The following is a 20,761-nucleotide window of genomic DNA, read 5'->3' on the forward strand; positions in this document are numbered from 1 at the left end:
CCAGGCGCCGCAGGAGGGGCGGGAGAGCCCGCAGGCGAGCTCGAACCGGGACTCGCAAGAGGGCCCGCCCAAGAGCAGACTGCTGGTCGTCGAGGACGACACCGATCTCGCCGCGCTGCTCACCAGCCTGATCGAAGGCGAGGGCTACCACGTGGACACCGCCCACGACGCGCAGCGCGGCCTGCACCTGGGCCTGGCCAACGACTACCGGGTCATGGTGATCGACCGGCGGCTGCCCGGGATGGACGGCCTGGAGCTGGTGGCGGGGCTGCGCCGCCGCGCGGTCACCGCCCGGGTGCTGATCCTCACCGCGCTCGGCGCCTACGCCGAGCGGGTGCGCGGGCTCGACGGCGGTGCCGACGACTACCTGACCAAGCCCTTCGACGTCGAGGAGCTGCTGGCCCGGGTCCGCGCGCTGGACCGCCGGTTCGCCGACGAGTCGGACCTGCTGCGCCTGGGCGAGGGCTTCCTGGACCGGCAGGCGCGCGAGGTCGCCCTGCCGGACGGCACCCGCGTCCCGCTCTCGCCGCGCGAGTTCGACCTGTTGAACACCCTGGCCGCGCGGCCCCGCGCCATCCATTCCCGCTCCCAGTTGCGCTCCCAGGTGTTCCCGGACACGGCCGCCGAGTCGGTCGTCGACACCTATGTGTACTACCTGCGCCGTAAGCTCGGCCGGCAGATCGTGCGGACCGTCTACGGCCTCGGCTACCGGATAGGCATGCTGTGATGCTGCGACGGTCCGCACCGCCCGCGCCCGAGCGGCGCATGCTCGCGCGGGCCGCCGCGGTGCTCGCCTGCCGCATCGCCTCGGGATTCCTGGTGGCCTTGGCACTGCTCGGCTTCTGCGCGTACCGGGTGGTGCTGGACGAGCAGCGCACGCAGGCCCGGCAGGAGCTGGCCATGGCGCTGGACCTCGACAATCCGGACCAGGCGATCCCGTGCCTGTGGCTGTTCGAGGTCGATGGCGCGAGTGTGCGCCACGCGCCGCAGGTGCCGCCCGGGTTCCCGCTCCAGTCGGCGGTCGCGAGCGCGCAGGCTGGTGCGGCGCCGTCGCAGACCCACGTCACGATCGGCAAGACCGACTTCGAGGTGCTGACCGTACGGCGCGGCCCGGTGGTCCGGCAGGCCGTGTTCGACACCTGGTATCAGCAGGCTGACCTGGACCACCTGGTCCGCGCGCTGCTGTTGGCCGGGCTGCTCGGCGTGGTGCTGGCCACGGTCGTGGGCGCCGTGCTGGGCCGCCGCTCGATCGCGCCGCTGAGCGACGCGCTGGAGCGGCAGCGGCGGTTCGTGGCCGACGCCAGCCACGAGCTGCGCACGCCGCTGACCCGTCTGCACACCCGCGCGCAGATGCTGGTGCGCTGGCAGCAGGACCAGCCGTCGGCCGACGGCCTGTCCGCCGAACAGTCCGAACGGCTCGCCGCCGAGCAGTCCGAACGGCTCGCCACCGAGCTGCGCGCGATGGTCCAGTCCGCGGGCGAACTGAACGAGGTGGTCGAGGACCTGCTGATGTCGGCCGGCCTGCGCGCCGCCCCGCACCGCGGCGAGTACTTCGACCTGGCGACCCTGGCCGCCGAGGTGATCGACGCCGAACGCCCGCGCCTGGCCGGTCGGGCCCTCGTCCTGACCACGGTCGGCGACGACCTGATCGTCAAAGGCGCGCGCTCCTCCGTCCGCCGCATGATCTTCACCCTGCTCGACAACGCCGTCAGCCACACCGCTCCGACCGGCCGCATCGAGATCGCCGTGCGCCGCGCTGACCGGGGCATCGCCGAACTCGAAGTCGCCGACGACGGCGACGGCTTCGACCCCGTCGACCGCGACCGCATCTTCGAGCGCTTCGCCCAGAGCGGCAGCCCCGGACCGCACCACTTCGGCCTGGGACTGGCGCTGGCCCGCGAGATCGCCACGGACCACGGAGGGACGATCCGCGCTGCGGGACGGGTGGGGGAGGGGGCTGCTTTCACGGTGCGGCTGCCGGTGGCCGGTTGAGGTGAGCGCTCACCAACCGCCCTGGAAGAACCCCAGCAGCGCAGGGGCCGGGTCCGCCGCGGTGCCGATGTTCGCCGCGGTGACGACCAGGACGGCGAGGGCGGTCAGGGCCGTCAGGATCGCGCACCACAGCATGCTGCGATTCGCCCGGCGCCTCCAGGCCATGACGCTGAGCGTGATGAGGACGAGCGCCGTGATGGCGCCGACGACGGCAAGGACGGCGTGGTAGAGGCCGAAGTCGTCCACCATGACCTTCACCGCGGGGGTGGCGGCGGTGGTCTGGTGGGGGTAGTGGGCCAGGTGCTGGTCGATCTGGGTGATGGTGGTGCCGAGGTCTCCGTGGGAGTTGCCGGTGGGCAGCATCGACAGGAGCGAGGAGAACGGGGCTGCCGCGCCTTGGATGTTGGCCGCCAGCATCGCTGCGGAGAACAGGGCGAGGATCGCCATGAGGACGCCGAGGCCGGCGGTGATGCGCCACAGGCGGATGGCGAGTGCGATGAAAACGGCGAGCAGGGCCGCGGCTATCGCGGCCTTGGCCACGTGGAAGCGGAACCAGTAGTCGACGATGTCCTGCATGCCGGCTGGGAAGGTCCGGTCGCCGGACTTCCAGTAGTCGATGAACGCTTTGCTGAATGCGTCGCGCAGCGCCTGCTCGCTGGAGAAGCCGCCGTGCGGGCCGCCTATCGCCGCCAGCGGGGACGGTGCCAGGACGAAGGCGGCGATGAGGGCGACGGCGGCTGCGCCGAGGAGTGCCGAGGTCCGGACGGGTGTGTTGGGCGCGGTTGTCATGCCGACCACGCTTCCGCAGCGGCGCGGCCGGGTCAGCGGGGTACGCCGGACACTTGGTGGTGTGGCAGGCCCTACCCTTCCCGCCGGGCGGCTGCCGTGAGCTGCGGTCCTTCGCTCCTTGGCGTCCTATGCGTTGAGGAACGCCAGTACGGCGCGGACCCGCCGGTGCACCGAGTCGTCCGGCGGCAGGCCGAGCTTGGTGAAGACGTTGCCGATGTGCTTCTCGACCGTGCTCGCGGACACCACGAGGCGCCGGGCGATGGCCGTGTTGGAGTGGCCCTCGGCCATCAGGGCCAGCAGTTCGCGCTCGCGCGAGGTCAGCTCGGCCAGCGGGTCGCCGCGGCGCCGCCCGGTCAGCAGTTGCGCGACGACCTGCGGATCGAACACGGTTCCGCCCTCGGCCACGCGGTCCAGCGCGTCCAGGAACTCGGCGACCTTGGAGACCCGGTCCTTCAGCAGGTAGCCCACCGCGCCGTGGCCGTCGGCGAGCAGTTCGGAGGCGTAGGAGGCCTCCACGTACTGGCTCAGGACGAGCACCGGCGCCCCGGGAAGCAGCGACCGGATGGTGATCGCCGCGCGCAGGCCCTCGTCGGTGTGCGTCGGCGGCATGCGCACGTCGACCACCGAGACATCGGGCCGGTGCTTCAAGACGGCCTCGACCAGGGCCGGTGCGTCGCCGACGGACGCCACCACCTTGTGGCCCTCCTCGGCCAGCAGCCGGATCAGGCCCTCGCGCAGGAGGACGGCGTCGTCGGCCACGACGATGCGCAACGCGCGCCGATCGGTACGATCGGCCGGCGTCACCACGGCAGCTCCGCGCTGACTGTCGTCGGGCCGCCCACGGGACTGCTCACGAGCAGCCGCCCGCCGGCTGCCCGGACCCGCTCGTCGAGCCCGCGCAGGCCGTGGCCCTTGTCCAGAGCCGCGCCTCCCGCGCCGTCGTCGGTCACCCAGACCCGCAGCGTCCTGTCCTCCCGTCGCAGCCCGATCTCACACCGGCGCGCGCCGCTGTGCTTGGCCGCGTTGGTCAGGGCCTCGGCGACGGTGAAGTAGGCGGCGGTCTCCACGGCCGCGTCCGGTCGACGTTCGAGGCTGCCGAGATCGAGGCTGACCGGGATCGTCGAGCGCGCGGCCAGGGCGGTGACCGCCGCGGGCAGGCCCCGGTCGACGAGGATCGGCGGTGCGATGCCGCGGGACAGGGTCCGCAGTTCCTCCAGCGCCTCCCGGGCCTGGACGATCGCGTCGGCCAGTGCCTCGCGCACGGTTTCCGGCCGGTCGTCGAAGTGGCGCTCTGCGCGGCCGAGTTCCAGCGCCAGGCGGACCAGGCGCTGCTGGGGGCCGTCGTGGATGTCCCGCTCCAGGCGGCGCAGTGCGGTGGCCTCGGCCGACACCGCCGCGACCGTGCGGGCCTGCGCGGCGTCCCGTTCCTGTTCCAGGCCCCTGATCCGCCGGCGCAGTGCGAACGTGCCGGACGGCAGCGCCTTCCACAGGCCGGCGTGCACCGAGACGCACGCCCGGGTCATCAGTGGCAGCGTGATCAGGAACATCAGGCCGACGATGGTCCCGATGGTGAGCCGCTCGGTCGGCGACGTCAGTCCGAGGCTCAGGTCGATGTGGGACTGCGAGCTCCCGCCGGCGCTCAGCGTGATCGGCGGCAGCGGCCCGCCGGAGGAGAAGCCGCCACGGAGTGTGGAGGTGGAGGCGCCCAGAGCGACGAACCACCACGTGAACGTCGCCACCGAAGTGACCACGGCGACCGGCACCAGCGCCACCGCGGCCGCCGCGCCCCGCCATGGTCTCGCCTCCAAACGCTGGCCCAGCGCTTCCACGCACAGCCCGGCAATGGTCGTGAGCAGCCCGAACAGCGCCGCGACCGGGGCCACCAGCAGATACAGGGAATCCACCACGGTCCGCCGGACGACGCGCGCGACGCCGCCGACGCCCGGCCACGAACGCCCGGGGATCGCGGAAGGCGACGGGATGGTCATGGGTCCAGGGTAATGAGCCGGGCGGGACTGCTCAGCTGTGTCCGAGTGATAGCCGTGAGCAGTGAAGTAATCAAATAGGACTTAGCAAAGGCTGGATAGCAACCCCATGTCAAGGGCCATGCCAAAAGCCATGTCACCCGCACCCCGGGCTCGTTTCGCCCTCCGCCACGCCGGCGCCGCGCGCACAATTGCCACCCACTAGTTGTTGCGAAGGACTCGCAATAACATCGCCCCGTATCGAGCCGCACCCGGACCGGCACGGGCACCGGATCGGCCCGAGCACCCGGACCGGCATTCGACGCTTTCGAGGAGCTGTGGGCCAATGACAGTCACCGCAGAGGTCGGCGAGCGGTCGCCGGCGGGGCGGATCGCCAGGATCAAGGCGTCGATGACGCCCCGGGAGTGGTTCCGCTTCGGCAGCATGTTCGCCTTCATCCTGCTCCTGCACGTCGTGGGCTGGGGCCTGTTGGTCCTGTTGATCGTGCCGTCGCACTACAAGGTCGACACCGGCGTGTTCGGGCTGGGGACCGGCGTCACCGCCTACACGCTGGGCATGCGGCACGCCTTCGACGCCGACCACATCGCGGCCATCGACAACACCACCCGCAAGCTGATGGCCGAGGGCAAGCGCCCGCTGTCGGTCGGCTTCTGGTTCTCCCTCGGGCACTCGACGATCGTGGTCGTGTTGACACTGGGGCTCGGACTGGGTCTCAAAGGGCTGGGGGTGCAGCTCAGCGATGACAAGTCGGGGCTGCACAAGTTCGGCGGCCTCGTGGGCACCGCGGTGTCAGGATCCTTCCTCTACCTGATCGCGATCATCAACCTGGTGGTGCTGGTCGGGATCCTGAAGGTGTTCCGGCAGATGCGCCGCGGGGAGTTCGACGAGGCGACCCTGGAGGACCACCTGAACAACCGGGGCCTGATGAACCGGTTCCTGGGCCGGCTGATGAGGACGATCACCAAGGCCTGGCAGATCTACCCGGTCGGCGTGCTGTTCGGCCTGGGCTTCGACACCGTCACCGAGATCGGGCTGCTGGTCCTGGCCGGGACGTCGGTCGCGGCGGGTCTGCCGTGGTACGCCGTGATGTGCCTGCCGATCCTGTTCGCCGCCGGCATGTCGCTGCTGGACACCATCGACGGGTCCTTCATGAACTTCGCCTACGGCTGGGCGTTCTCCAAGCCGGTGCGCAAGGTCTTCTACAACATCGCCGTGACCGGCCTGTCGGTGGCCGTGGCGCTGATCATCGGCACCATCGAGCTGCTCAGCATCCTGCAGGACAAGCTGAGTCTGCACGGCGGGTTCTGGAACTGGATCGCCGGCGTCGACCTGAACTCCATCGGCTTCGCGATCGTCGGGATGTTCGTGCTGGTGTGGCTCGGGGCCGTGACGGTGTGGAAATTCGGCCGCATCGAGGAGAAGTGGACGGCCGGGATGAAGTCCGAGCGCCCGGCCGCCTTGACCGAGCGGTGGGGCGAAGACAGACTGAACACTGACAATCCGTGATCCTGACTATCAGGAGAGGAGAGCCCTGTGCGACTCTCCCCACCCCTGGCGGCGCCCCCGCGCATCGCGGCCGCGGCCCTGTGGCTGCCCCCGCACCGCGACACCCGGGAAGGCGCCCTGGCGGCCGGCCGGGTCGACGAGGAGACCGCGGAGCGTCTGGGCTACCGCGAGGTCACCGAGAGCCGGGAGCATTCGGCCCCTGAGATGGCCGCGCTGGCCGCGGCCGAGGCGATGGAGGCGGCCGGCTGGGAGGCCGAGGACGTCGATCTGGTCGCCCACGCCTGGACCTACTACCAGGGCCACGATTTCTGGTCGCCGGCCAACTACGTCGCCCGCCGCATCGGCGCGCTGCGCGCCCCGGCGGTCGGCGTGCAGCAGATGTGCAACGGCGGCGCGGCGGCGCTGGAGATCGCCGCGACCCGGATGGCCGCCGATCCGGCGGTGCGGCGCTGCGTGGTCACCACCGCCGACCGGTTCGTGCCGCCGGGCTTCGACCGCTGGATCGGCGACTACGAGGTCGCGTACGGCGACTCGGGCACCGCGCTGCTGCTGGACCGCGACGAGGGCCCCTACGAACTGCTCTCCGTGGCCACCACGGCCTACTCCCGCTACGAGAACATGCACCGCGACGAGGACGCCTTCGGCCTGGCCCCGCACCTGCGCCCGCGGGTCGACGTCCGCCGCACCAAGCGCGCGTTCCTGGCCAGCGGCGCCGAGGACGGCTTCGCCGAGACGCTGATCGCCGCCGTGGTCGAGGTGGTCGGGACCGCGCTGGCCGAAGCGCAGGCCGCGCCGGACGACCCGCGAGTCAGGGTCCTGGCTCTGCCGCGCCTGGGCGCCGGCACCCTGGAAAAGTTCTTCCAGCCCGCGGTCGACCGCCTCGGGCTCAGCCACGCCGAGATCGCCTACCTGGGGACCGGCACCGGCCACCTCGGCGCCGGCGACTCCGCGGCCAACCTGGCCGATCTGCACGAGCGCAAACAGCTGTCCGACGGCGACATCGCCCTGCTGCTCACCTTGGGCGGCGGGTTCAGCTGGTCCTGTATCGCGGTGCGAGCGCTGGGAGTGAACGCGTAGTGGCGAAGTCCCCAGAAGGCCGGGACGTCTCCGACGGGCACATCGTCGCCGTCCTGGCCATCGGCTTCTTCCTCCTGGACGTCGACCTCGTGGTGGTCAACCCGCTGCTGGTCCCCATCTCCAAGGACTTCGGGTCCAGCCTGGGCGTGGCCACGTTCGCCCTGACCGGCTACCTGCTGACCTTCGGCGCCATGCAGCTGGTGCACGGGACCGTCTCGGACTCCGTCGGCCGGGTGCGGGTCCTGCGCGCCGCGATGGCCGGCCTGGCCGTGGCCGACCTCGCCGCGGCCTTGGCGCCCGACATCTGGGTGTTCATCGCGGCGCGCGCCCTCGCCGGCGCCTCGGCGGCCGCGATCATCCCGGTGACCGTCGCCTACGTCGGCGACCGCGTGCCGCCCGAACGGTTCCAGCGCACGATGGCCACGCTGCTGTCGGCCAGCGCGGTCGGCGCGGCCTCGGCGACGCTGGTGGTCGGCGTCCTGACCGACCTGGTGAACTGGCGGGCCCCGCTGGTGATGCCCGCGCTGATCGCGGCGGTGCTGTTCGGGCTGTACTCGCGGCTGCCCGAGCCCGGACGCCCGGCCCCGGACGGCCGCTCGGCCCGGGAACGCTTCGCCGTGGTCCTGGCAGACCCCTGGTTCCGCTTCTTCATCCCCTTCACGTTCGTGGAGGGGATGGCGATGGTCGGGTTGTTCAACTTCTTCAACGCCGCGTTGCAGAAGCAGGGACACAGCGTCCTGATCTCCGGGGCGGTCACCAGCGCCTACGGCGTCGCGGCCATCGCCGGCCGGCTGGCCGTCGGCCGCCTGGGCGCGCGGGCCGGCGGCGCGGCGATGTTCGGGTTCGGCACGGCGGCGTTGTTCGCCGGGTACGTGGTCGCGGCGTTCAGCCAGGCGATCCCGGCGATCCTGGTCGCCAGCGCGTGCGCGGGTCTGGCCCTGGCCATCGGGCAGTCCGCCCTGCAAGCCTGGGTGCTGCAGGCGGCCGCGCCGCGGATCCGCGGCAGCGCGGTGGCGCTCGTGGCGTGCGCGGTGTTCACCGGCGCGGCGGTCAGCACGGCCGCGGTGAGCGGCCTGGTCGGCGCCGACCGGTTCGGGGTGCTGTTCGCGCTGGCCGCCGGGGTCACGGTGCCGGTGTCGGTGGTCGGCACGCTCATGCGCGCCCGGTTCGCCCGGGAGCAGTCGAAGTCCTGATCCGCGCTCCATCCCCTCAACACCGTCAGGAGGAACGATGGCTCTGTTCGCCGTGATCGCCAAGCGTGCGCCGATCGGCATCGGTATCGAGGAGTTCCAGGCCAAGCTGGCCGAGGGCTTCGCCTACACCCAGGAGCTGGAGGACAAGGGGATCATCAAGCACCGCTGGATCCTGGTCGGGGCCTCCGCCGGGCTGAACATCTGGGAAGTGGACTCCCACGAGCAGCTGATGCAGCTGCTCTACAACAGCCCGGCGGGGCTCCACTTGGACTACCAGGTCTGGCCCCTGATAGAGCCGCCGTCCTACGACCCTACGGCGTCCGGACAGGAGTGAAGTAGACCTGCTCGATCCGGCTCAGCGTCCGGAAGGTGTCCACGTCCAGCGTCTCGACGTCGACAGCCCGGCCGCTGAGCCGTTCGATGAGCTGCAGGAACTCCAGGAAGCCCAGGGAGTCCACCAGGCGCATCTCGATCAGGTCGTCCTCGGGCCCGAAGTCCGGGGCTTCGGGATGGCGCTCGCGCAGCCAGGCGACGAGCTCGGGGCGGGCCGGCGTGCCGGGCATCAGGCGCACCCGGCCGCGACCACCGCGGCAGCGGCAGCGGCATCGACCGCAGCGGCCGCGGCCTCCCAGCCGCCGTGCCGCTCGTGCAGCACCGCCAGCCAGCGCTCCAAGCCGAACGCCGCGCAGCTGCTGAAGGCCGCGTGGCCGGTCGGGCCGTAGGTGATGGCGCAGCGCTCGCCGAAGAAGTTCCGGTGCACGTTCACCGAGGCGATCGCCAGGTCGCCGACCACGAACTCGTGCTTGACCGGGGCCAGCCGGGCCAGCAGCGCGCGCTGGCCGCCGCGGTCGTAGAAGGGGTCGGCCGCCGGTATCTTGCGCACGTCCAGGCCCAGTGCGGCGGCGAAGGGCACGATCCGTTCCTCGAACCGCCGCAGGTGCTCGGCGGCGAACTCCGCCGAACCCAGGGCCACGACCTCCCGCATGTGGAAGCCGAGCATCCGGCGCAGCCCTTCCCAGCGCTCCTCGCGACGGAAGCAGCGGCTCATCACCGTCACCATGGTGTCGCCGCCGAGCACGGCGCCCTGGTGGTGCAGGTACACGGCGAAACAGGCCGCCGAGGGCAGCGCCAGGGCCAGCGGCTCGACCTCCGTGGGCGCGAACGTCTCGGGCCGGCCGCCGGGCCGGTGCCGCTCCAGGTCCAGGGCGCCGGCCACCAGAGCCTGGTGCGGGAAGTTCTCGTAGACGTCGAGCCGGGCCAGCGCCGCGACCGGCAGCAGCGGCGGCATGATCATCGGGTTCGCGCCGTCCTGGACGCCCCAGCGTTCGAAGACCGAGTCCAGGACGTGCAGCAGCGCGGCGGCCTGCGGCGGCAGGGCCACCAGGCCGTGCGGGTCGGCGGCCGGCTCGGTCACGCCAGCACTCCGACGGCCAGGCCCGCCGCCTCCTGGGCACAGCCCCAGGACAGCCCGACCGCGACGCCGCCGTGCCCGTAGTTGTGCACGATCAGCGCATCACCGGTCTTCTCCAGCTCCACCCGCGGCTCGCGCCGGGCGGCGCGCAGCCCGACGTCGATCCGCATGACCCGGGCCCCCTCCAGCCGGGGCTCGACGGCCACGCAGCGGGCGATGATCTCCTCGGCCTGCCGCGCGTCCGGCTCCAGGCTCCAGTTCCCGCGCTCGGCCGTGCTGCCCAGCAGCACCCTTTCGCCGTGGACGAAGAAGCCGGTGGAGACCGGCCCGGGGTTCTGCTCGAAGAAGAACCCTTCGATACCCGGGTTCTCGACGACCACGTGCTGGCCCCGCACCGGGAAGACCCCTTCGTCCCCGGCGAAGTCCGCGGCGCCGACGCCGGTGCAGTTCACCACGACCCCGGCCTCGCTCGCCGCCTCGGCCGGCGAGGCGCAGTTCCCGGTCTCCAGGACCCCGCCCGCGGCGGCCAGGCGGCCGACGAGGTAGTCCAGGTACACCGGCATGTCGACGATCGGCAGGGTGGTCCAGAACGCCACCGGGTAGCCGGCGCTTTCCCCCGGGCCGCACGCCTGGTAACCGGGCAGCCGCTCGGCCCAGCTCTGGCCGCCGTCGCCCTGGCGGTTCACCAGCCGGCCGCGCTGGGTGTGTACGCCGGTCCCGTCCTGGTCGGCCAGAGCGCCGAACTCCGCGAGCGAGGCCTCGTGCCAGGGCGTGGTGCGCTCCAGCGGCGAGAACTTCGCCGCCGCCTCGGCGGCGTCGGCGATCGCCGGGCCGCCGAGGATGGCGCCGGCCACCGCGGACGTGGTCAGCGTCGGCGGCCGCTCGGCGAGCACCCGGACCGACAAACCCTGTTCGGCCAGGCACACCGCCGTGGTCAGGCCGGACACGCCGGCCCCGATCACGAGTGCGTCTGTGTTCTGTGGCATCCCTTGCTCCCTAGTTGACTCATCGATCGGCGTCGCGGGGTCATTCCCTGCGGATCGCCACACACGACCACGTGTAGCCGTTGCCGGCGCTGAGGAACAAGGTCACGGACCCGGGCGTCGGGCCGCCCTGTCCGTGCAGGTCGGCGAGGTTCGCGGCGAGGTCGCCGGCGCCCAGGTGGCCGGTGTCTCGGCCCAGGTCGACGATCTCGGTGTGGGGGAGCGCGAGCTCGGTGACCACCGGGATGTAGAACTGGTTCAGCGCGCCGGCGCTCAGGCGCGGCATGACCAGCTGCCGCAGGCACGGGTCGTCCGGGGCCAGGCCGGCGTCGTCGATCGCGCCCAGCACGGCGCGCTGCACGCAGTGCCGCAGGACGCCGACGAAGCGCGGCCAGCCGCCGCTCTCGCGGAAGTACATCTTGGTGCGGCGCGCGCTGATGGTCGGGTTGAGCATGCGCGGCGCCGGCGTCCACGCGTCCTCGCCGCGATAGAGGATCTCGTACTCCGAGGCGCTCTCCGAGGCGATGGACAGCACGCGGTAGGGGCCGCCGGAGCGGTCCAGCAGCAGTGCGGTGCCGCAGTCGCCGTAGGCCACGTCGATATCGCCGAACCAGCGGTCGAAGCCGGGCTCGGCGAAGCGGTCGGCGGTGGTGACGGCGGCGCGCTCCAGCGTCGGGTCCAGCGCCATCCGGGCCACGCAGGCCTCCAGCGCGGCGACGCCGCCGTTCGAGGTCTGCTGGAGGCCCACCGGAGTGGCCTTGTCCGCGCCGATGCCGTCGGCGACGAAGTGCGGCGGGGACCAGAAGTCGTGGCCCTGGTGGTGGATCCAGGCGTGCGCGACCATCCCGACCTCGGCGCCGCTCCAGCCGGCCTCGGCCAGCGCTTTGCGGCCGGCCAGCACGGCCATCTGCGGGGCGGCGTGCTCGGTGCTCTCGGCCAGGGCGGTGTAGCCCAGGCGGTCGCGGGTCGGCTCGTCGATGCGCCCGGCCGCGACGGCGTCGGCGGCGGTGGAGCGCCCCGGCGGAAGCCACAGGACGGCCGCGGCGATCCCCGGCGGCTCGGCCAGCGGTGGGGAAAGCCTCACAGACGCCTCCAGGTGCCACGGGGAATCAACATCGTCAGTATCATTGATCGTCAGGGCATTGTCTATCAAGGGGATCGCATGAGCCGCGAAGCGAACGCAGAGCCTGCGCCGGGGCCGGACACCGAGATCGCCATGACGCCGATCGGCTACGTGCAGACCCGCTACCTGCGCGTTCAGGACGCGCCGCCGCAGGCCACGATGGCCTACGAGGAGCGCGGGCGGATCGTGGTGTTCGAGGAGTTCGTGGCGGGCTTGGACGGTCTGCGCGCCGGACAGTACGTCTGGCTCCTGACCTGGCTGCACGACCAGACGGATGAAGAGGCCGCGCCGCTGCGCTGCGTGCCGCGCGGCTGGTCGGAGAGCGGGCGGACGACCGGGGTGTACGCCACGCGCACGCCGAACCGGCACAACCGGATCGGCATGAGCCTGGTGCGGCTCGGCGGGATCGACGAGGGGGCGCTGCTGTTCGAGGGCGTGGACCTGGTGCACGGGACGCCGGTGCTGGACATCAAGCCCTACTCGACGGAGTCGGACACGCCGCCGCAGGAGCTGGGGCGTTAGGCGCCGGACGAGCCCAGGGCCGGGTCGCAGAACACTGCGGCGGCCACGCCGGCGGGCCCGCTAAGCCACCAGTCGGCCCAACAACTCCCGCAACGTGTCCCGCTCGTCGGCGGCGAGCGGCGCCAGGAAGTCCTCCTGCGCCAGATCCACCAGCTTCCGCAGTTGCTTCAGCTGCGCGACGCCGACCGGCGTCAGGTACAGCGCGAACGAGCGGCGGTCCTTGCCTCGGCGCCGTTCCAGCAAGCCGGCGCGCTCCAGATCGTCGGTGACCGCGACCACCGTGGTGCGGTCTATTCCCAGGCGCGCGCCCACGACCCGCTGGTTCTGGCCCGGTTCGAGCTCCACCAGGTTCAGCACCCCGAAATGGCGCAGGGTCAGGCCGAACGGGCCCAGGGCCTCGTGCGCCAGGGCCGTGACGCGCTGGGCCGCTTTGCGCGCCAGGAACACGTACGACTCCCGGACCGAGGCCGGGAGGGACACGAAGAACAGCGGATCGTCGTCGTCCGACGCTGGTTCCCGCACTTCGGCCTCCCCTTGACGCTCTTCTGGGGCATCCTACATATTCTGATCTGTCAGTGTGGCTGACGATCAGTTTACTGTTGAACTGGCGAAGGGACACCTTCCATGCTTCTCGATCCGCCCGCCGAGGGCGTGCCGCAGGCCCACGAGCTCCTGCGGGCCGCGATGGAATGGCATTTCTCGCCGGAGACCGGCAGTCCGTACTGGGTCGGGCGGGCCAAGGAGTTCGACTTCGATCCGCGCGCGGACGTGGCCACCGTCGGCGACCTGCGGCTGTTCGCGAAGGTCGGCGTCGACTTCAGCGCGGTGCCGGCCGGGCAGCTGATCCCGCGCGGCTGTCTGGAGCGCGGCGACGAGTTCGGGGTCTACGAATCCGGCGGCGCGACCGGCGCCCCCAAGCGCATCGTGGACGCGACCTCGCGGGCCGGCGCCGTGCGCTGGCAGAGCCGGATGCTCGACGAGCAGGGCTTCCCGGCCGGCGAGGGCAGCTGGCTGCACATCGGCCCGACCGGGCCGCACATCATGGCCAAGAACGTCAGGAACCTGGCCCACCGGCGCGGCTTCCTGTGCAACTACGTCGACCTCGACCCGCGCTGGGTCCGCCGCTGCCTGGCCGAGGGCCGCCGCGAGGACTTCCAGCGCTACGTCGACCACATCTTCGACCAGGTCCGCGACGTGGTCGCCAGCCAGCCGGTCCGGGCGATCTCCAGCACGCCGCGCATGCTGGAGCTGCTCACCGCCCGCACCGACGTGCTGCCGCTGCTGCGCCAGACGGTGCGCGGCGTCATCTGGGGCGGCACCAGCGCCGACGGCGAGACCCTGCGGCTGCTGCAGGAGGAGGTGTTCCCCGAGGCCACGGTGCGCGGCGTCTACGGCAACACCATGATGGGGATCGCGCCGCAGCGCAGCCCGCTGCCCGACGACAAGGCCGGGTGCGTCTTCCGGCCCTTCCACCCCTACAGCATCGTCGAGCTCGTCGATCCGGAGAACCCGGACCGTGCCGTGGACGTCGACGAGGAGGGACGCGTGCGGGTCACGGTGCTGTCCCGCGACTTCTTCGCGCCGCCGACGCTGGAGCGTGACCTGGCGATCCGGCGGGCATCGGCGCCCGGCTGGGCAGGGCTGGAACTGTCCCAGGTGCGTCCTTACGAGCCGGCCGGGACGAAGGTCATCGAGGGCGTGTACTGATGAGCCCGAACGACTCTCTGGCGCAGATACCGGTCATCCGCGCGGGCCGGCCCGCGCGGTCGGCGTCGACGTCGGTGCTGGCCGGGGTCGACGGCACGCCGCTGGCCACGGTCCACCAGGCGCCCCCGCTGCTCGGCCGGCTCACCGTCGCCGGAGCCCGCGACGCCGCCGAGAGTGCCGATACCCTTCTCGATCCCGCGATCTTCCGCCGCGCGGGTGAGCTGTTCGCCACCGCCGAGCTGAACGGGCTGGGCCCGAAAGAGTATTGCGACCTTCAGTCCCGCGCGGCCGGCGTCCCGATCACCGTGGCCCGGCACTCCCTGGACGACATGGTCCACAACTTCGCCAACGCCGCCCCGCGCGCCGCCGCCGAACGGCCGGCCGGCGCCGCTCCGGGAGCTGAGGCCTGCGGCCCCGGCGAGGTCCTGCCGCTGTGGACGCGGCGCGGCGACGTGCTCGCGGTCGTGGCGCCCAGCAACAACCCCGGCACCCACACCCAGTGGCTGGTCGCGCTGGCCTGCGGCTACCGTCTGGTGATCCGTCCCGGCAGCCGCGACCCGCTGACCCCGGCCCGCATGGTCGCCGCCCTGCTGGAAGCCGGGATCGAGCCCTCGGCCCTGTCGCTGCTGCCCGGCGGCCACGAGCTCGGCGACGCGCTCGTCGAGGCCGCCGACCTGAGCATGGTCTTCGGCGGCGACCAGGCCGCGCGCCGCTACGCCCACGACCGCCGGGTCATCCTGCGCGGGCCCGGCCGCTCCAAGCTCCTGCACAGCGGGGAACTCACCGAGGCGGTGCTCGACACCGTCGTCGCCTCGGCGACCCACGACGCCGGACTGCGGTGCACCTGCGCCACCGCCGTGTTCACCGACTCCGACCCGCGCGAGCTGGCCGAGGCGCTCGCCGACCGGATGGCGCCGCTCACTGCCGCGCCCCCGCAGTCCGACCGGGCTCAGCTGCCGGTGCTCCCGACGGCCGAGGCGCACGCCATGCGCGGATCGCTGGCCGCCCGCCTGGCAGGGGCCGAAGACGTCGCCGCCGCGCGGTATCCCGACGGACCGGTCGCAGAGCTCGGCGACGGGTCGGCCGCGCTGCGGCCCGCGGTCCTGCTGTGCGACCGCGTGGATCACCCCGGCTCGCGGATCGAGATGCCGTTCCCGTGCCTGTGGGTCCTGCCGTGGCGGCGCTCGGACGGGTTGGCGCCGCTGGGGGAGACGTTGGCCCTGACCGTCCTGGCCGACGACCCCGCACTGGCCCGCGAGGCGCTGCGGCGCCCGGCGATCCGCAAGGTCCTGGCCGGGCCGGTCCCGACCTGGGCCGCCGGCGACACCAGCCCGCACGACGGATTCCTCAGCCACGAGCTGATGGAAGCGCGTGCGTACGGAACCTCCTGAGATACCTGCAACACGAGCGAAGCAAAGGAGTCCCCATGAAGGCGGCTACACCGATACAGCCCCGGACCATCCTGGTGACCGGCGGCGGCAGCGGCATCGGCAAAGCGGTCGCGACGCTGTTCGCCGCCGACGGCGACCACGTCTTCATCACCGGCCGGCGCAAAGACCTGCTGGAGGCGGCGGCCGAGGAGATCCCCGGCGACGTCACCGCGATCGTCTGCGACCACACCGACCCCGACCAGCTGATCGCGCTGGCCGCGCAGCTCCCGCCCGCCCTGGACGTCCTGGTCAACAACGCCGGCGGCAACCGCGACATGGAGGGCCCGCCCCCGGCCGGACTGCACGAGCTGGCCGCGCGCTGGCGGGCCAACCTGGAGGCGAACCTGCTTGCCGCCGTCCTGACCACCGCCGTCGTCGACGACCGGCTGGGTCCCGGCTCGGCCGTGGTCAACATCGGCTCCTTCGCGGCCGACCGCGGCGCCGGCTCCTACGGCGCGGCCAAGGCCGGGATGAACACCTGGAACATCTTCCTGGCCAAGCAGCTCGGCGCGCGCGGCATCACCTGCAACGTCGTGGCACCCGGATACATCGACGAGACAGAGTTCTTCCACGGCAGGAAGACCCCCGAGTTCCACGCCGAGCGGGTCACCGAGACGCTCATCCAGCGCGCCGGCAAGCCGGCCGACATCGCAGAGGCCGTGCGCTTCCTGGCCTCCCCGGCCGCGCGGCACATCACCTGCCAGGTGCTGCGCGTGGACGGCGGAGTCGTCCACAGCCGCTGACGTACCGGGCTCATTTGCCCCATTGTCCGCGGCCCGGGGCGGGGGCGTACAACCGGATGCGTCGTGAACCGAATAGAGCCGGGTCCTGATAATCAGGACCACTGCTCGATGACTTCGTCAGGGGGCGCCGCGACGATGGTCCGAATCCTGGAGTACCGAGATCCGGTCGAGAACTGCCCGGGCTTTCTGGTCTATGACCGGACCGACTGCCGGTTGGCCGCCGGCGGCTGCCGGCTCAGCCCGGGCCTGTCCGTGGACACGCTGCGCGAGCTCGCCGCGCGCATGACGCTCAAACAGCGGGTGCTCGGCCTCAACGTCGACGGGGCCAAGTGCGGGCTCGCCTACGATCCCGCCGGGCCGCGGCGCGACGCCGTGCTTCGCAGGTTCCTGACCTTCCTGGCCGAGGAGCTGCGCACCCGGTTCAGCATGGGCGCCGACATGGGCACCCGCTTCGAGACCCTCGACCGGCTGGCCGCCGCGGTCGGCGCGGGCTCGGCCAAGTCGGCCGTGCGGACCGCGCAGCACCTGACCGAAGAGGACTTCCGGGCCCGGATGGCGGTCCTGGCGGCCCCGGTCGGGCCGCTGAGCGTGGGCGACCGCCGGGCCGGGCACGCCCTGGCCTTCGCCGCGTTGACCGCCGCGGACCTCGAAGGGCTGCGCCGGGACCGCATGACCGTCTCCATCCAGGGCTTCGGCAACCTCGGCCGGCCCGCCGCGCTCGCCCTGGCCGAGGCCGGGGTGCGGATCACCGCCATCGCCGACGAGCACGGCTGCCGGGTCGCCGGGGCCGGGCTCGACGTGGCCGCCATGCTCGCGCGGGACATCTCCTGTCCGGTGCCCGAGCTGCCCGGCGGCGGCCGGGTGCTGCCGCGCGAGGCCGTGCTGGACCTGCCCGCCGACGTGCTGATCCTGGCCGGCTGCGCCGACGCCGTGCCCGCGGCGCGCGCCGGCGAGCTGTCGGCCGCGGTGGTCGCGGTCGGCGCCAACTGCGGGCTGAGCGAGCAGGCCGAGACGGCGCTGACCCGGCGCGGCGTGACCGTCGTCCCGGACTTCATCGGCGGCGTCGGCGGATCGGCGTCGATGGAGGCGCTGTTCGGCCCGCGCGCCACGCCCGAGCCGCGCGAGGTGCTCGACGGCGTCGCCGGCATCATGCGCGAGCTGGTCGGCGACGTGCTGGCCGGCGCGCGCGAGCGCCGGCTGCCGACCCGCCAGGTCGCCCTCGACATGGCGCAGGCCTCGATGGTCGACCCCGACGAGCGGCCCTACGGGTCCTGCCCGTACCGCGTCACCGTGCCGGCCCCCAGCGGCCGGCGCGGCCGGACCACCAGCGCACACCCAGGGAGCGTGAGCACCATGACGACCACCAGCACCGCCGCCGGCCGTGACTCCTCGGCCGGCCCGGACCTGCCCGGCCCGTCCGGCGCGTCCGACCTGTCCGGCGACTGCGGCCACACCCGCGGCCACATCACCGACTCGCGTTTCTACGGCCACAACTACGGGACCGAGTCGAGCCGGCGCGTCTTCTGCGACCGCTGCCGCTTCCAGCGCTGGCTGGACGTCGAGGCGGCGCTGGCGCTGAGCGAGGCCGACCTCGGCATCATCCCCAAGCCCGCGGCCGAGGCGATCGCCCGCGCGGCCCGGGCGGAGCTGCTGGACCTGGACGGGGTCCGGGCCGAGATCCGGCGCACCTCGCACTCGCTGGTGGCGTTCCTGCGGGCGTTCCAGGCGGTGTGCGAGGACGGGGCCGGCGAGTTCGTGCACTACGGCGCGACCACCCAGGACATCCAGGACACCGCGCAGTCCCTGGAGATGCGCGACGTCCTGGACGAGCTGACCGTCCTGGTGCGGCATATGCTCGGCCGGCTGGCCGAGCTGGCCGAGGAGAACGCCGAGAGCGTCTGCCTGGGCCGCACCCACGCGCAGCCCGCGCTGCCGATGGGCTTCGGGCTGAAGATCAGCGGCTGGATCGACGAGCTGCTGCGGCACCTGGAGCGGATCGAGCAGATGCGGCCGCGGGTCCTGGTGGCCCAGCTGTTCGGCGGCGTGGGGACCATGGCCGGGTTCGGCGAGCAGGCGCTGCCGCTGCTGGAGGCCTTCGCGCTGCGCCTGGGGCTGGCCGCGCCGGCCATCGGCTGGCACGTGTCCCGGGACCGGGTCGCCGAGTACGTGACCGGGCTGGCGATGGTCGCCGGGACCCTGGGCCGCATCGCCGACGAGATCAGGCTCCTGTCCCGCCCGGAGTTCGGCGAGGTGGAGCTGGGTTGGCGCTACGGCCAGGTCGGCAGCAGCACGATGCCGCACAAGCGCAACCCCGAGGCCTGCGAGCACGCGGTGGTGATGGCCCGGCTGGCCGCCTCGCAGGTGGCCAACGCCATGGCGTGCCTGGGCGGGGACAACGAGCGGGACTCGCGGACGCTGCGCATCGAATGGGCCTGCGTCCCGGACGTCTCGCACTTCACGCTGTCGGCCTGCGAGCTGGTGACCCGGGTGCTGGACGGCCTGGCGGTGCGGGCCGAGCGGCTGCGGGAGAACGTCGGGGACGTCGCCGAACAGGTCGCCACCGAGCGGCTGATGCTGGTGCTCGGCCAGACGATGGGCAAGCAGAGCGCGCACCACTTCGTGTACGAACTCGCCCAGACGGCGCGGCAGGAGGGCGGGTCGCTGCGCGAGTCGCTGCGCAGCAGGACCGAGCTGGCCGAGGACGAGCTGGACCGGATCTTCGACCCGGCCGGGTATCTCGGGCAGTCGGCGGCGCTGACCGGGCGGGTGGTGGCGCGGGCGCGGGCGGTGCTGGCGGTGCCGGCGGCTTCGGTGTCATCGGTGGCTTCGGCGGCACCGGCGGCGGACGGTTCGCGGGGTCCGGCAGGCCCCGTCGAGCCGGGCGGTGCTGCTGGTTCGACTGATCCCGTTGTTCTTGGCGGTCCATCGTGACCGTCCTGGCCGCCGGGGACCTGTCCCAGGTCGAGGAGATCGTGCTGCCCCGCTCGCTGTTCGCCTGTGTGGCCTCCCACGTCGTGCGCAAGCTCACCGGCCACTACATCGACGGCGAGACGCCCGAGACGAAGGCGTTCGGGATGCTCGCCGGGGCGCCGGCCGGCGGCGCCCTCGCGGTGCGCGCGGTGTTCCCGCTGCTCGCGAACATGCGGCACGACCGGGCGCGCCGTCAGGAGATGGACGAGGTGGTCGACGCCTTCGCCATCCCCTCGCAGACCCCGAACGAGCAGCGCGGCTGGATCGCCGACCCGCGCGAGCTGATGGCGGTGGAGCAGGCCTGCGACGACACCGGCTGGGTGGTGTTCGGGAACTACCACACCCACCGCGTGGCCTGGGACCACGATCCGCTGCGCGACACCTGCACCGGCCTGGACCGCGCGCTGGCCGCCGAGTCCGGCCAGTGGACCTTCGTCTATTCCGCCGTCGACCTGCACCGTCCCCGGCTGCGCGCGTTCTTCGAGGGCGACAACGCCCACGAGGCGCCCATCCGGCTCGTGCCCCACGACAACGCATCGAGAGGATGACCCGCCCATGGATCGCACGGAGTCCTACCGCCAGGTGGTCGCGTTCCACCGCCACGAATGCCCGGGCGCCGCGCTCGGCCTGCGCGTCGCCGAGGCCGCGCTGGCCCGCGTCGGCGTCGCCGCCGGCGACCCGGCCCTGCTGGTCGTCGCCGAGACCGACACCTGCGCCGTGGACGCGCTGCAGGTGCTGACCGGCTGCACGGTCGGCAAGCGCAACCTCGTGCTCCAGGACACCGGCCGCCGCGTCTTCACGTTCTGGGCCCCCGGCCGCGACCTGGGCCTGCGCATCCGCGCCAAGGCCGGCAGCATCGCCTTCCGCGACGCCGAGGTCCAGGAACTGGCCGAACACATCGAGCAGGGCCAGGCCACCGCAGAGGAAGCGGCGCGCTTCGCCGCGATCCAGGCCGACCGGACCGCCCGGATCCTGGAGATGCCGGAGGAGGACATCCTCGCGGTGGACGAGGTGAAGGGCCCGATCCCGACCCGCAAGCTGGTGGCCCCGGTGGAGCCGTGCGTGGACTGCGGCGAGCCGACCAGCGTGGAGACGCTGCACGACCACCGCGGGCGCATGGTGTGCCCGGCGTGCCACCTGGCAGCGCACGGCGGCGTGCTGCCGGACGGGCACGGCGACCACGGGCACCACCCGCTGAGCCAGGCGGGACAGGGGCAGGGACAGGGGCACGGCCACGGGCACAGCCACGGCCACGGGCATCAGCACGAGCACCAGCACTGATACAGCTTCCCCACGGCGCGGCCGCCGGCACCGAACCCACGGTGCCGA

The 20,761-nt window shown here is 72.7% G+C and carries 20 protein-coding genes and 2 pseudogenes; 14 read left to right on the forward strand and 8 right to left on the reverse strand.

Features of this window, described 5'->3' with window-relative positions; translation table 11 throughout:
- Positions 1-79 precede the first annotated feature (79 nt).
- Both ABIA35_RS43320 and ABIA35_RS43325 read left to right on the forward strand, forming a co-directional pair.
- Positions 80-727, forward strand: coding sequence for a response regulator transcription factor (locus ABIA35_RS43320; protein WP_370343431.1), 648 nt, complete (start codon positions 80-82; stop codon positions 725-727).
- Positions 727-1,992 carry a sensor histidine kinase gene (locus ABIA35_RS43325; RefSeq protein WP_370361894.1) on the forward strand — a complete coding sequence of 422 codons (1,266 nt, stop codon included), beginning with the start codon at positions 727-729 and terminating at the stop codon, positions 1,990-1,992. The genes ABIA35_RS43320 and ABIA35_RS43325 overlap by 1 nt, the downstream gene beginning before the upstream one ends.
- Positions 1,993-2,001: 9 nt before the next feature.
- On the opposite strand, the gene ABIA35_RS43330 is transcribed toward ABIA35_RS43325, so the two are convergent.
- From ABIA35_RS43330 to ABIA35_RS43340, 3 genes are all read right to left on the reverse strand, one after another.
- Positions 2,002-2,781, reverse strand: coding sequence for a hypothetical protein (locus tag ABIA35_RS43330; RefSeq protein ID WP_370361895.1), 780 nt, complete (start codon positions 2,779-2,781; stop codon positions 2,002-2,004).
- Between the two features lie 126 nt (positions 2,782-2,907).
- On the reverse strand, positions 2,908-3,552 hold the full coding sequence (locus ABIA35_RS43335; protein WP_370343433.1) for a response regulator: 645 nt from the start codon (positions 3,550-3,552) through the stop codon (positions 2,908-2,910).
- A gap of 29 nt (positions 3,553-3,581) precedes the next feature.
- Positions 3,582-4,769, reverse strand: coding sequence for a sensor histidine kinase (locus ABIA35_RS43340; protein ID WP_370361896.1), 1,188 nt, complete (start codon positions 4,767-4,769; stop codon positions 3,582-3,584).
- A 322-nt stretch (positions 4,770-5,091) separates the two neighbouring features.
- Between ABIA35_RS43340 and ABIA35_RS43345 the strand changes: the two genes are divergently transcribed.
- Genes ABIA35_RS43345 through ABIA35_RS43360 form a run of 4 tightly spaced genes read left to right on the forward strand, consistent with a single transcriptional unit; the run spans position 5,092 to position 8,877 of the window.
- Positions 5,092-6,273 (forward strand): HoxN/HupN/NixA family nickel/cobalt transporter, encoded by a 1,182-nt coding sequence (locus tag ABIA35_RS43345; protein ID WP_370343340.1) that lies wholly within the window; start codon positions 5,092-5,094, stop codon positions 6,271-6,273.
- Between the two features lie 27 nt (positions 6,274-6,300).
- Positions 6,301-7,350, forward strand: coding sequence for a 3-oxoacyl-[acyl-carrier-protein] synthase III C-terminal domain-containing protein (locus ABIA35_RS43350; RefSeq protein ID WP_370343342.1), 1,050 nt, complete (start codon positions 6,301-6,303; stop codon positions 7,348-7,350).
- The gene (locus tag ABIA35_RS43355) at positions 7,350-8,543 is read left to right on the forward strand and encodes an MFS transporter (RefSeq protein WP_370361897.1); all 1,194 of its coding nucleotides are present in this window, start codon (positions 7,350-7,352) and stop codon (positions 8,541-8,543) included. The genes ABIA35_RS43350 and ABIA35_RS43355 overlap by 1 nt, the downstream gene beginning before the upstream one ends.
- A 37-nt stretch (positions 8,544-8,580) precedes the next feature.
- A complete protein-coding gene (locus ABIA35_RS43360; protein ID WP_370343345.1) occupies positions 8,581-8,877 on the forward strand; it encodes a muconolactone Delta-isomerase family protein in 297 nt (98 codons plus the stop codon).
- Here ABIA35_RS43360 and ABIA35_RS43365 read toward each other — a convergent pair.
- From ABIA35_RS43365 to ABIA35_RS43380, 4 genes are read right to left on the reverse strand one after another with little or no spacing between them, the layout of a single operon-like run.
- Positions 8,855-9,106 (reverse strand): acyl carrier protein, encoded by a 252-nt coding sequence (locus ABIA35_RS43365; protein WP_370343346.1) that lies wholly within the window; start codon positions 9,104-9,106, stop codon positions 8,855-8,857. The genes ABIA35_RS43360 and ABIA35_RS43365 overlap by 23 nt on opposite strands.
- A complete protein-coding gene (locus ABIA35_RS43370; protein ID WP_370343347.1) occupies positions 9,106-9,957 on the reverse strand; it encodes a hypothetical protein in 852 nt (283 codons plus the stop codon). The genes ABIA35_RS43365 and ABIA35_RS43370 overlap by 1 nt, the downstream gene beginning before the upstream one ends.
- On the reverse strand, positions 9,954-10,940 hold the full coding sequence (locus ABIA35_RS43375; protein ID WP_370343348.1) for an FAD-dependent oxidoreductase: 987 nt from the start codon (positions 10,938-10,940) through the stop codon (positions 9,954-9,956). Before ABIA35_RS43375 ends, ABIA35_RS43370 begins: the two co-directional genes overlap by 4 nt.
- Positions 10,941-10,980: 40 nt before the next feature.
- Entirely contained in the window at positions 10,981-12,021 is a 1,041-nt protein-coding gene (locus ABIA35_RS43380) for a ketoacyl-ACP synthase III family protein (RefSeq protein WP_370361898.1), read from the reverse strand.
- A 78-nt stretch (positions 12,022-12,099) separates the two neighbouring features.
- On the opposite strand from ABIA35_RS43380, the gene tsaA reads away from it, so the two are divergent.
- Positions 12,100-12,582, forward strand: coding sequence for a tRNA (N6-threonylcarbamoyladenosine(37)-N6)-methyltransferase TrmO (tsaA, locus tag ABIA35_RS43385; protein WP_370343350.1), 483 nt, complete (start codon positions 12,100-12,102; stop codon positions 12,580-12,582).
- A 60-nt stretch (positions 12,583-12,642) separates the two neighbouring features.
- On the opposite strand, the gene ABIA35_RS43390 is transcribed toward tsaA, so the two are convergent.
- Entirely contained in the window at positions 12,643-13,104 is a 462-nt protein-coding gene (locus ABIA35_RS43390) for a MarR family winged helix-turn-helix transcriptional regulator (protein WP_370343351.1), read from the reverse strand.
- Positions 13,105-13,206: 102 nt separating this feature from the next.
- On the opposite strand from ABIA35_RS43390, the gene ABIA35_RS43395 reads away from it, so the two are divergent.
- From ABIA35_RS43395 to ABIA35_RS43425, 7 genes and pseudogenes are all read left to right on the forward strand, one after another.
- Positions 13,207-14,289, forward strand: a complete 1,083-nt coding sequence (locus ABIA35_RS43395) for a phenazine biosynthesis protein (protein ID WP_370361899.1) — start codon at positions 13,207-13,209, stop codon at positions 14,287-14,289.
- Positions 14,289-15,680 carry an aldehyde dehydrogenase family protein gene (locus ABIA35_RS43400; RefSeq protein ID WP_370361900.1) on the forward strand — a complete coding sequence of 464 codons (1,392 nt, stop codon included), beginning with the start codon at positions 14,289-14,291 and terminating at the stop codon, positions 15,678-15,680. Before ABIA35_RS43395 ends, ABIA35_RS43400 begins: the two co-directional genes overlap by 1 nt.
- A 35-nt stretch (positions 15,681-15,715) precedes the next feature.
- Positions 15,716-16,462 carry an SDR family NAD(P)-dependent oxidoreductase gene (locus ABIA35_RS43405; RefSeq protein ID WP_370343355.1) on the forward strand — a complete coding sequence of 249 codons (747 nt, stop codon included), beginning with the start codon at positions 15,716-15,718 and terminating at the stop codon, positions 16,460-16,462.
- 135 nt (positions 16,463-16,597) lie between these two features.
- Positions 16,598-17,680, forward strand: a pseudogene (locus ABIA35_RS43410) (Glu/Leu/Phe/Val dehydrogenase dimerization domain-containing protein); the annotation flags it as partial.
- A gap of 186 nt (positions 17,681-17,866) precedes the next feature.
- A pseudogene (locus ABIA35_RS43415) lies at positions 17,867-19,246 on the forward strand (adenylosuccinate lyase family protein); the annotation flags it as partial.
- 143 nt (positions 19,247-19,389) lie between these two features.
- Complete coding sequence (locus tag ABIA35_RS43420; RefSeq protein WP_370343357.1) at positions 19,390-19,980, forward strand: hypothetical protein; 591 nt, start codon at positions 19,390-19,392, stop codon at positions 19,978-19,980.
- 7 nt (positions 19,981-19,987) lie between these two features.
- The gene (locus tag ABIA35_RS43425) at positions 19,988-20,713 is read left to right on the forward strand and encodes an FmdE family protein (protein WP_370361901.1); all 726 of its coding nucleotides are present in this window, start codon (positions 19,988-19,990) and stop codon (positions 20,711-20,713) included.
- Positions 20,714-20,761 lie beyond the last annotated feature (48 nt).

This window comes from Catenulispora sp. MAP12-49 (genome assembly GCF_041262705.1).
Taxonomy (GTDB): domain Bacteria; phylum Actinomycetota; class Actinomycetes; order Streptomycetales; family Catenulisporaceae; genus Catenulispora.

Excerpts from the sequence above, each read along its gene's own strand:
- ABIA35_RS43325 (WP_370361894.1), top strand. The coding sequence starts at position 727 with ATGCTGCGACGGTCCGCACCGCCCGCGCCCGAGCGGCGCATGCTCGCG.
- ABIA35_RS43330 (WP_370361895.1), bottom strand. The coding sequence starts at position 2,781 with ATGACAACCGCGCCCAACACACCCGTCCGGACCTCGGCACTCCTCGGC.
- ABIA35_RS43340 (WP_370361896.1), bottom strand. The coding sequence starts at position 4,769 with ATGACCATCCCGTCGCCTTCCGCGATCCCCGGGCGTTCGTGGCCGGGC.
- ABIA35_RS43345 (WP_370343340.1), top strand. The coding sequence starts at position 5,092 with ATGACAGTCACCGCAGAGGTCGGCGAGCGGTCGCCGGCGGGGCGGATC.
- ABIA35_RS43360 (WP_370343345.1), top strand. The coding sequence starts at position 8,581 with ATGGCTCTGTTCGCCGTGATCGCCAAGCGTGCGCCGATCGGCATCGGT.
- ABIA35_RS43365 (WP_370343346.1), bottom strand. The coding sequence starts at position 9,106 with ATGCCCGGCACGCCGGCCCGCCCCGAGCTCGTCGCCTGGCTGCGCGAG.
- ABIA35_RS43375 (WP_370343348.1), bottom strand. The coding sequence starts at position 10,940 with ATGCCACAGAACACAGACGCACTCGTGATCGGGGCCGGCGTGTCCGGC.
- tsaA (WP_370343350.1), top strand. The coding sequence starts at position 12,100 with ATGAGCCGCGAAGCGAACGCAGAGCCTGCGCCGGGGCCGGACACCGAG.
- ABIA35_RS43395 (WP_370361899.1), top strand. The coding sequence starts at position 13,207 with ATGCTTCTCGATCCGCCCGCCGAGGGCGTGCCGCAGGCCCACGAGCTC.
- ABIA35_RS43400 (WP_370361900.1), top strand. The coding sequence starts at position 14,289 with ATGAGCCCGAACGACTCTCTGGCGCAGATACCGGTCATCCGCGCGGGC.
- ABIA35_RS43405 (WP_370343355.1), top strand. The coding sequence starts at position 15,716 with ATGAAGGCGGCTACACCGATACAGCCCCGGACCATCCTGGTGACCGGC.
- ABIA35_RS43425 (WP_370361901.1), top strand. The coding sequence starts at position 19,988 with ATGGATCGCACGGAGTCCTACCGCCAGGTGGTCGCGTTCCACCGCCAC.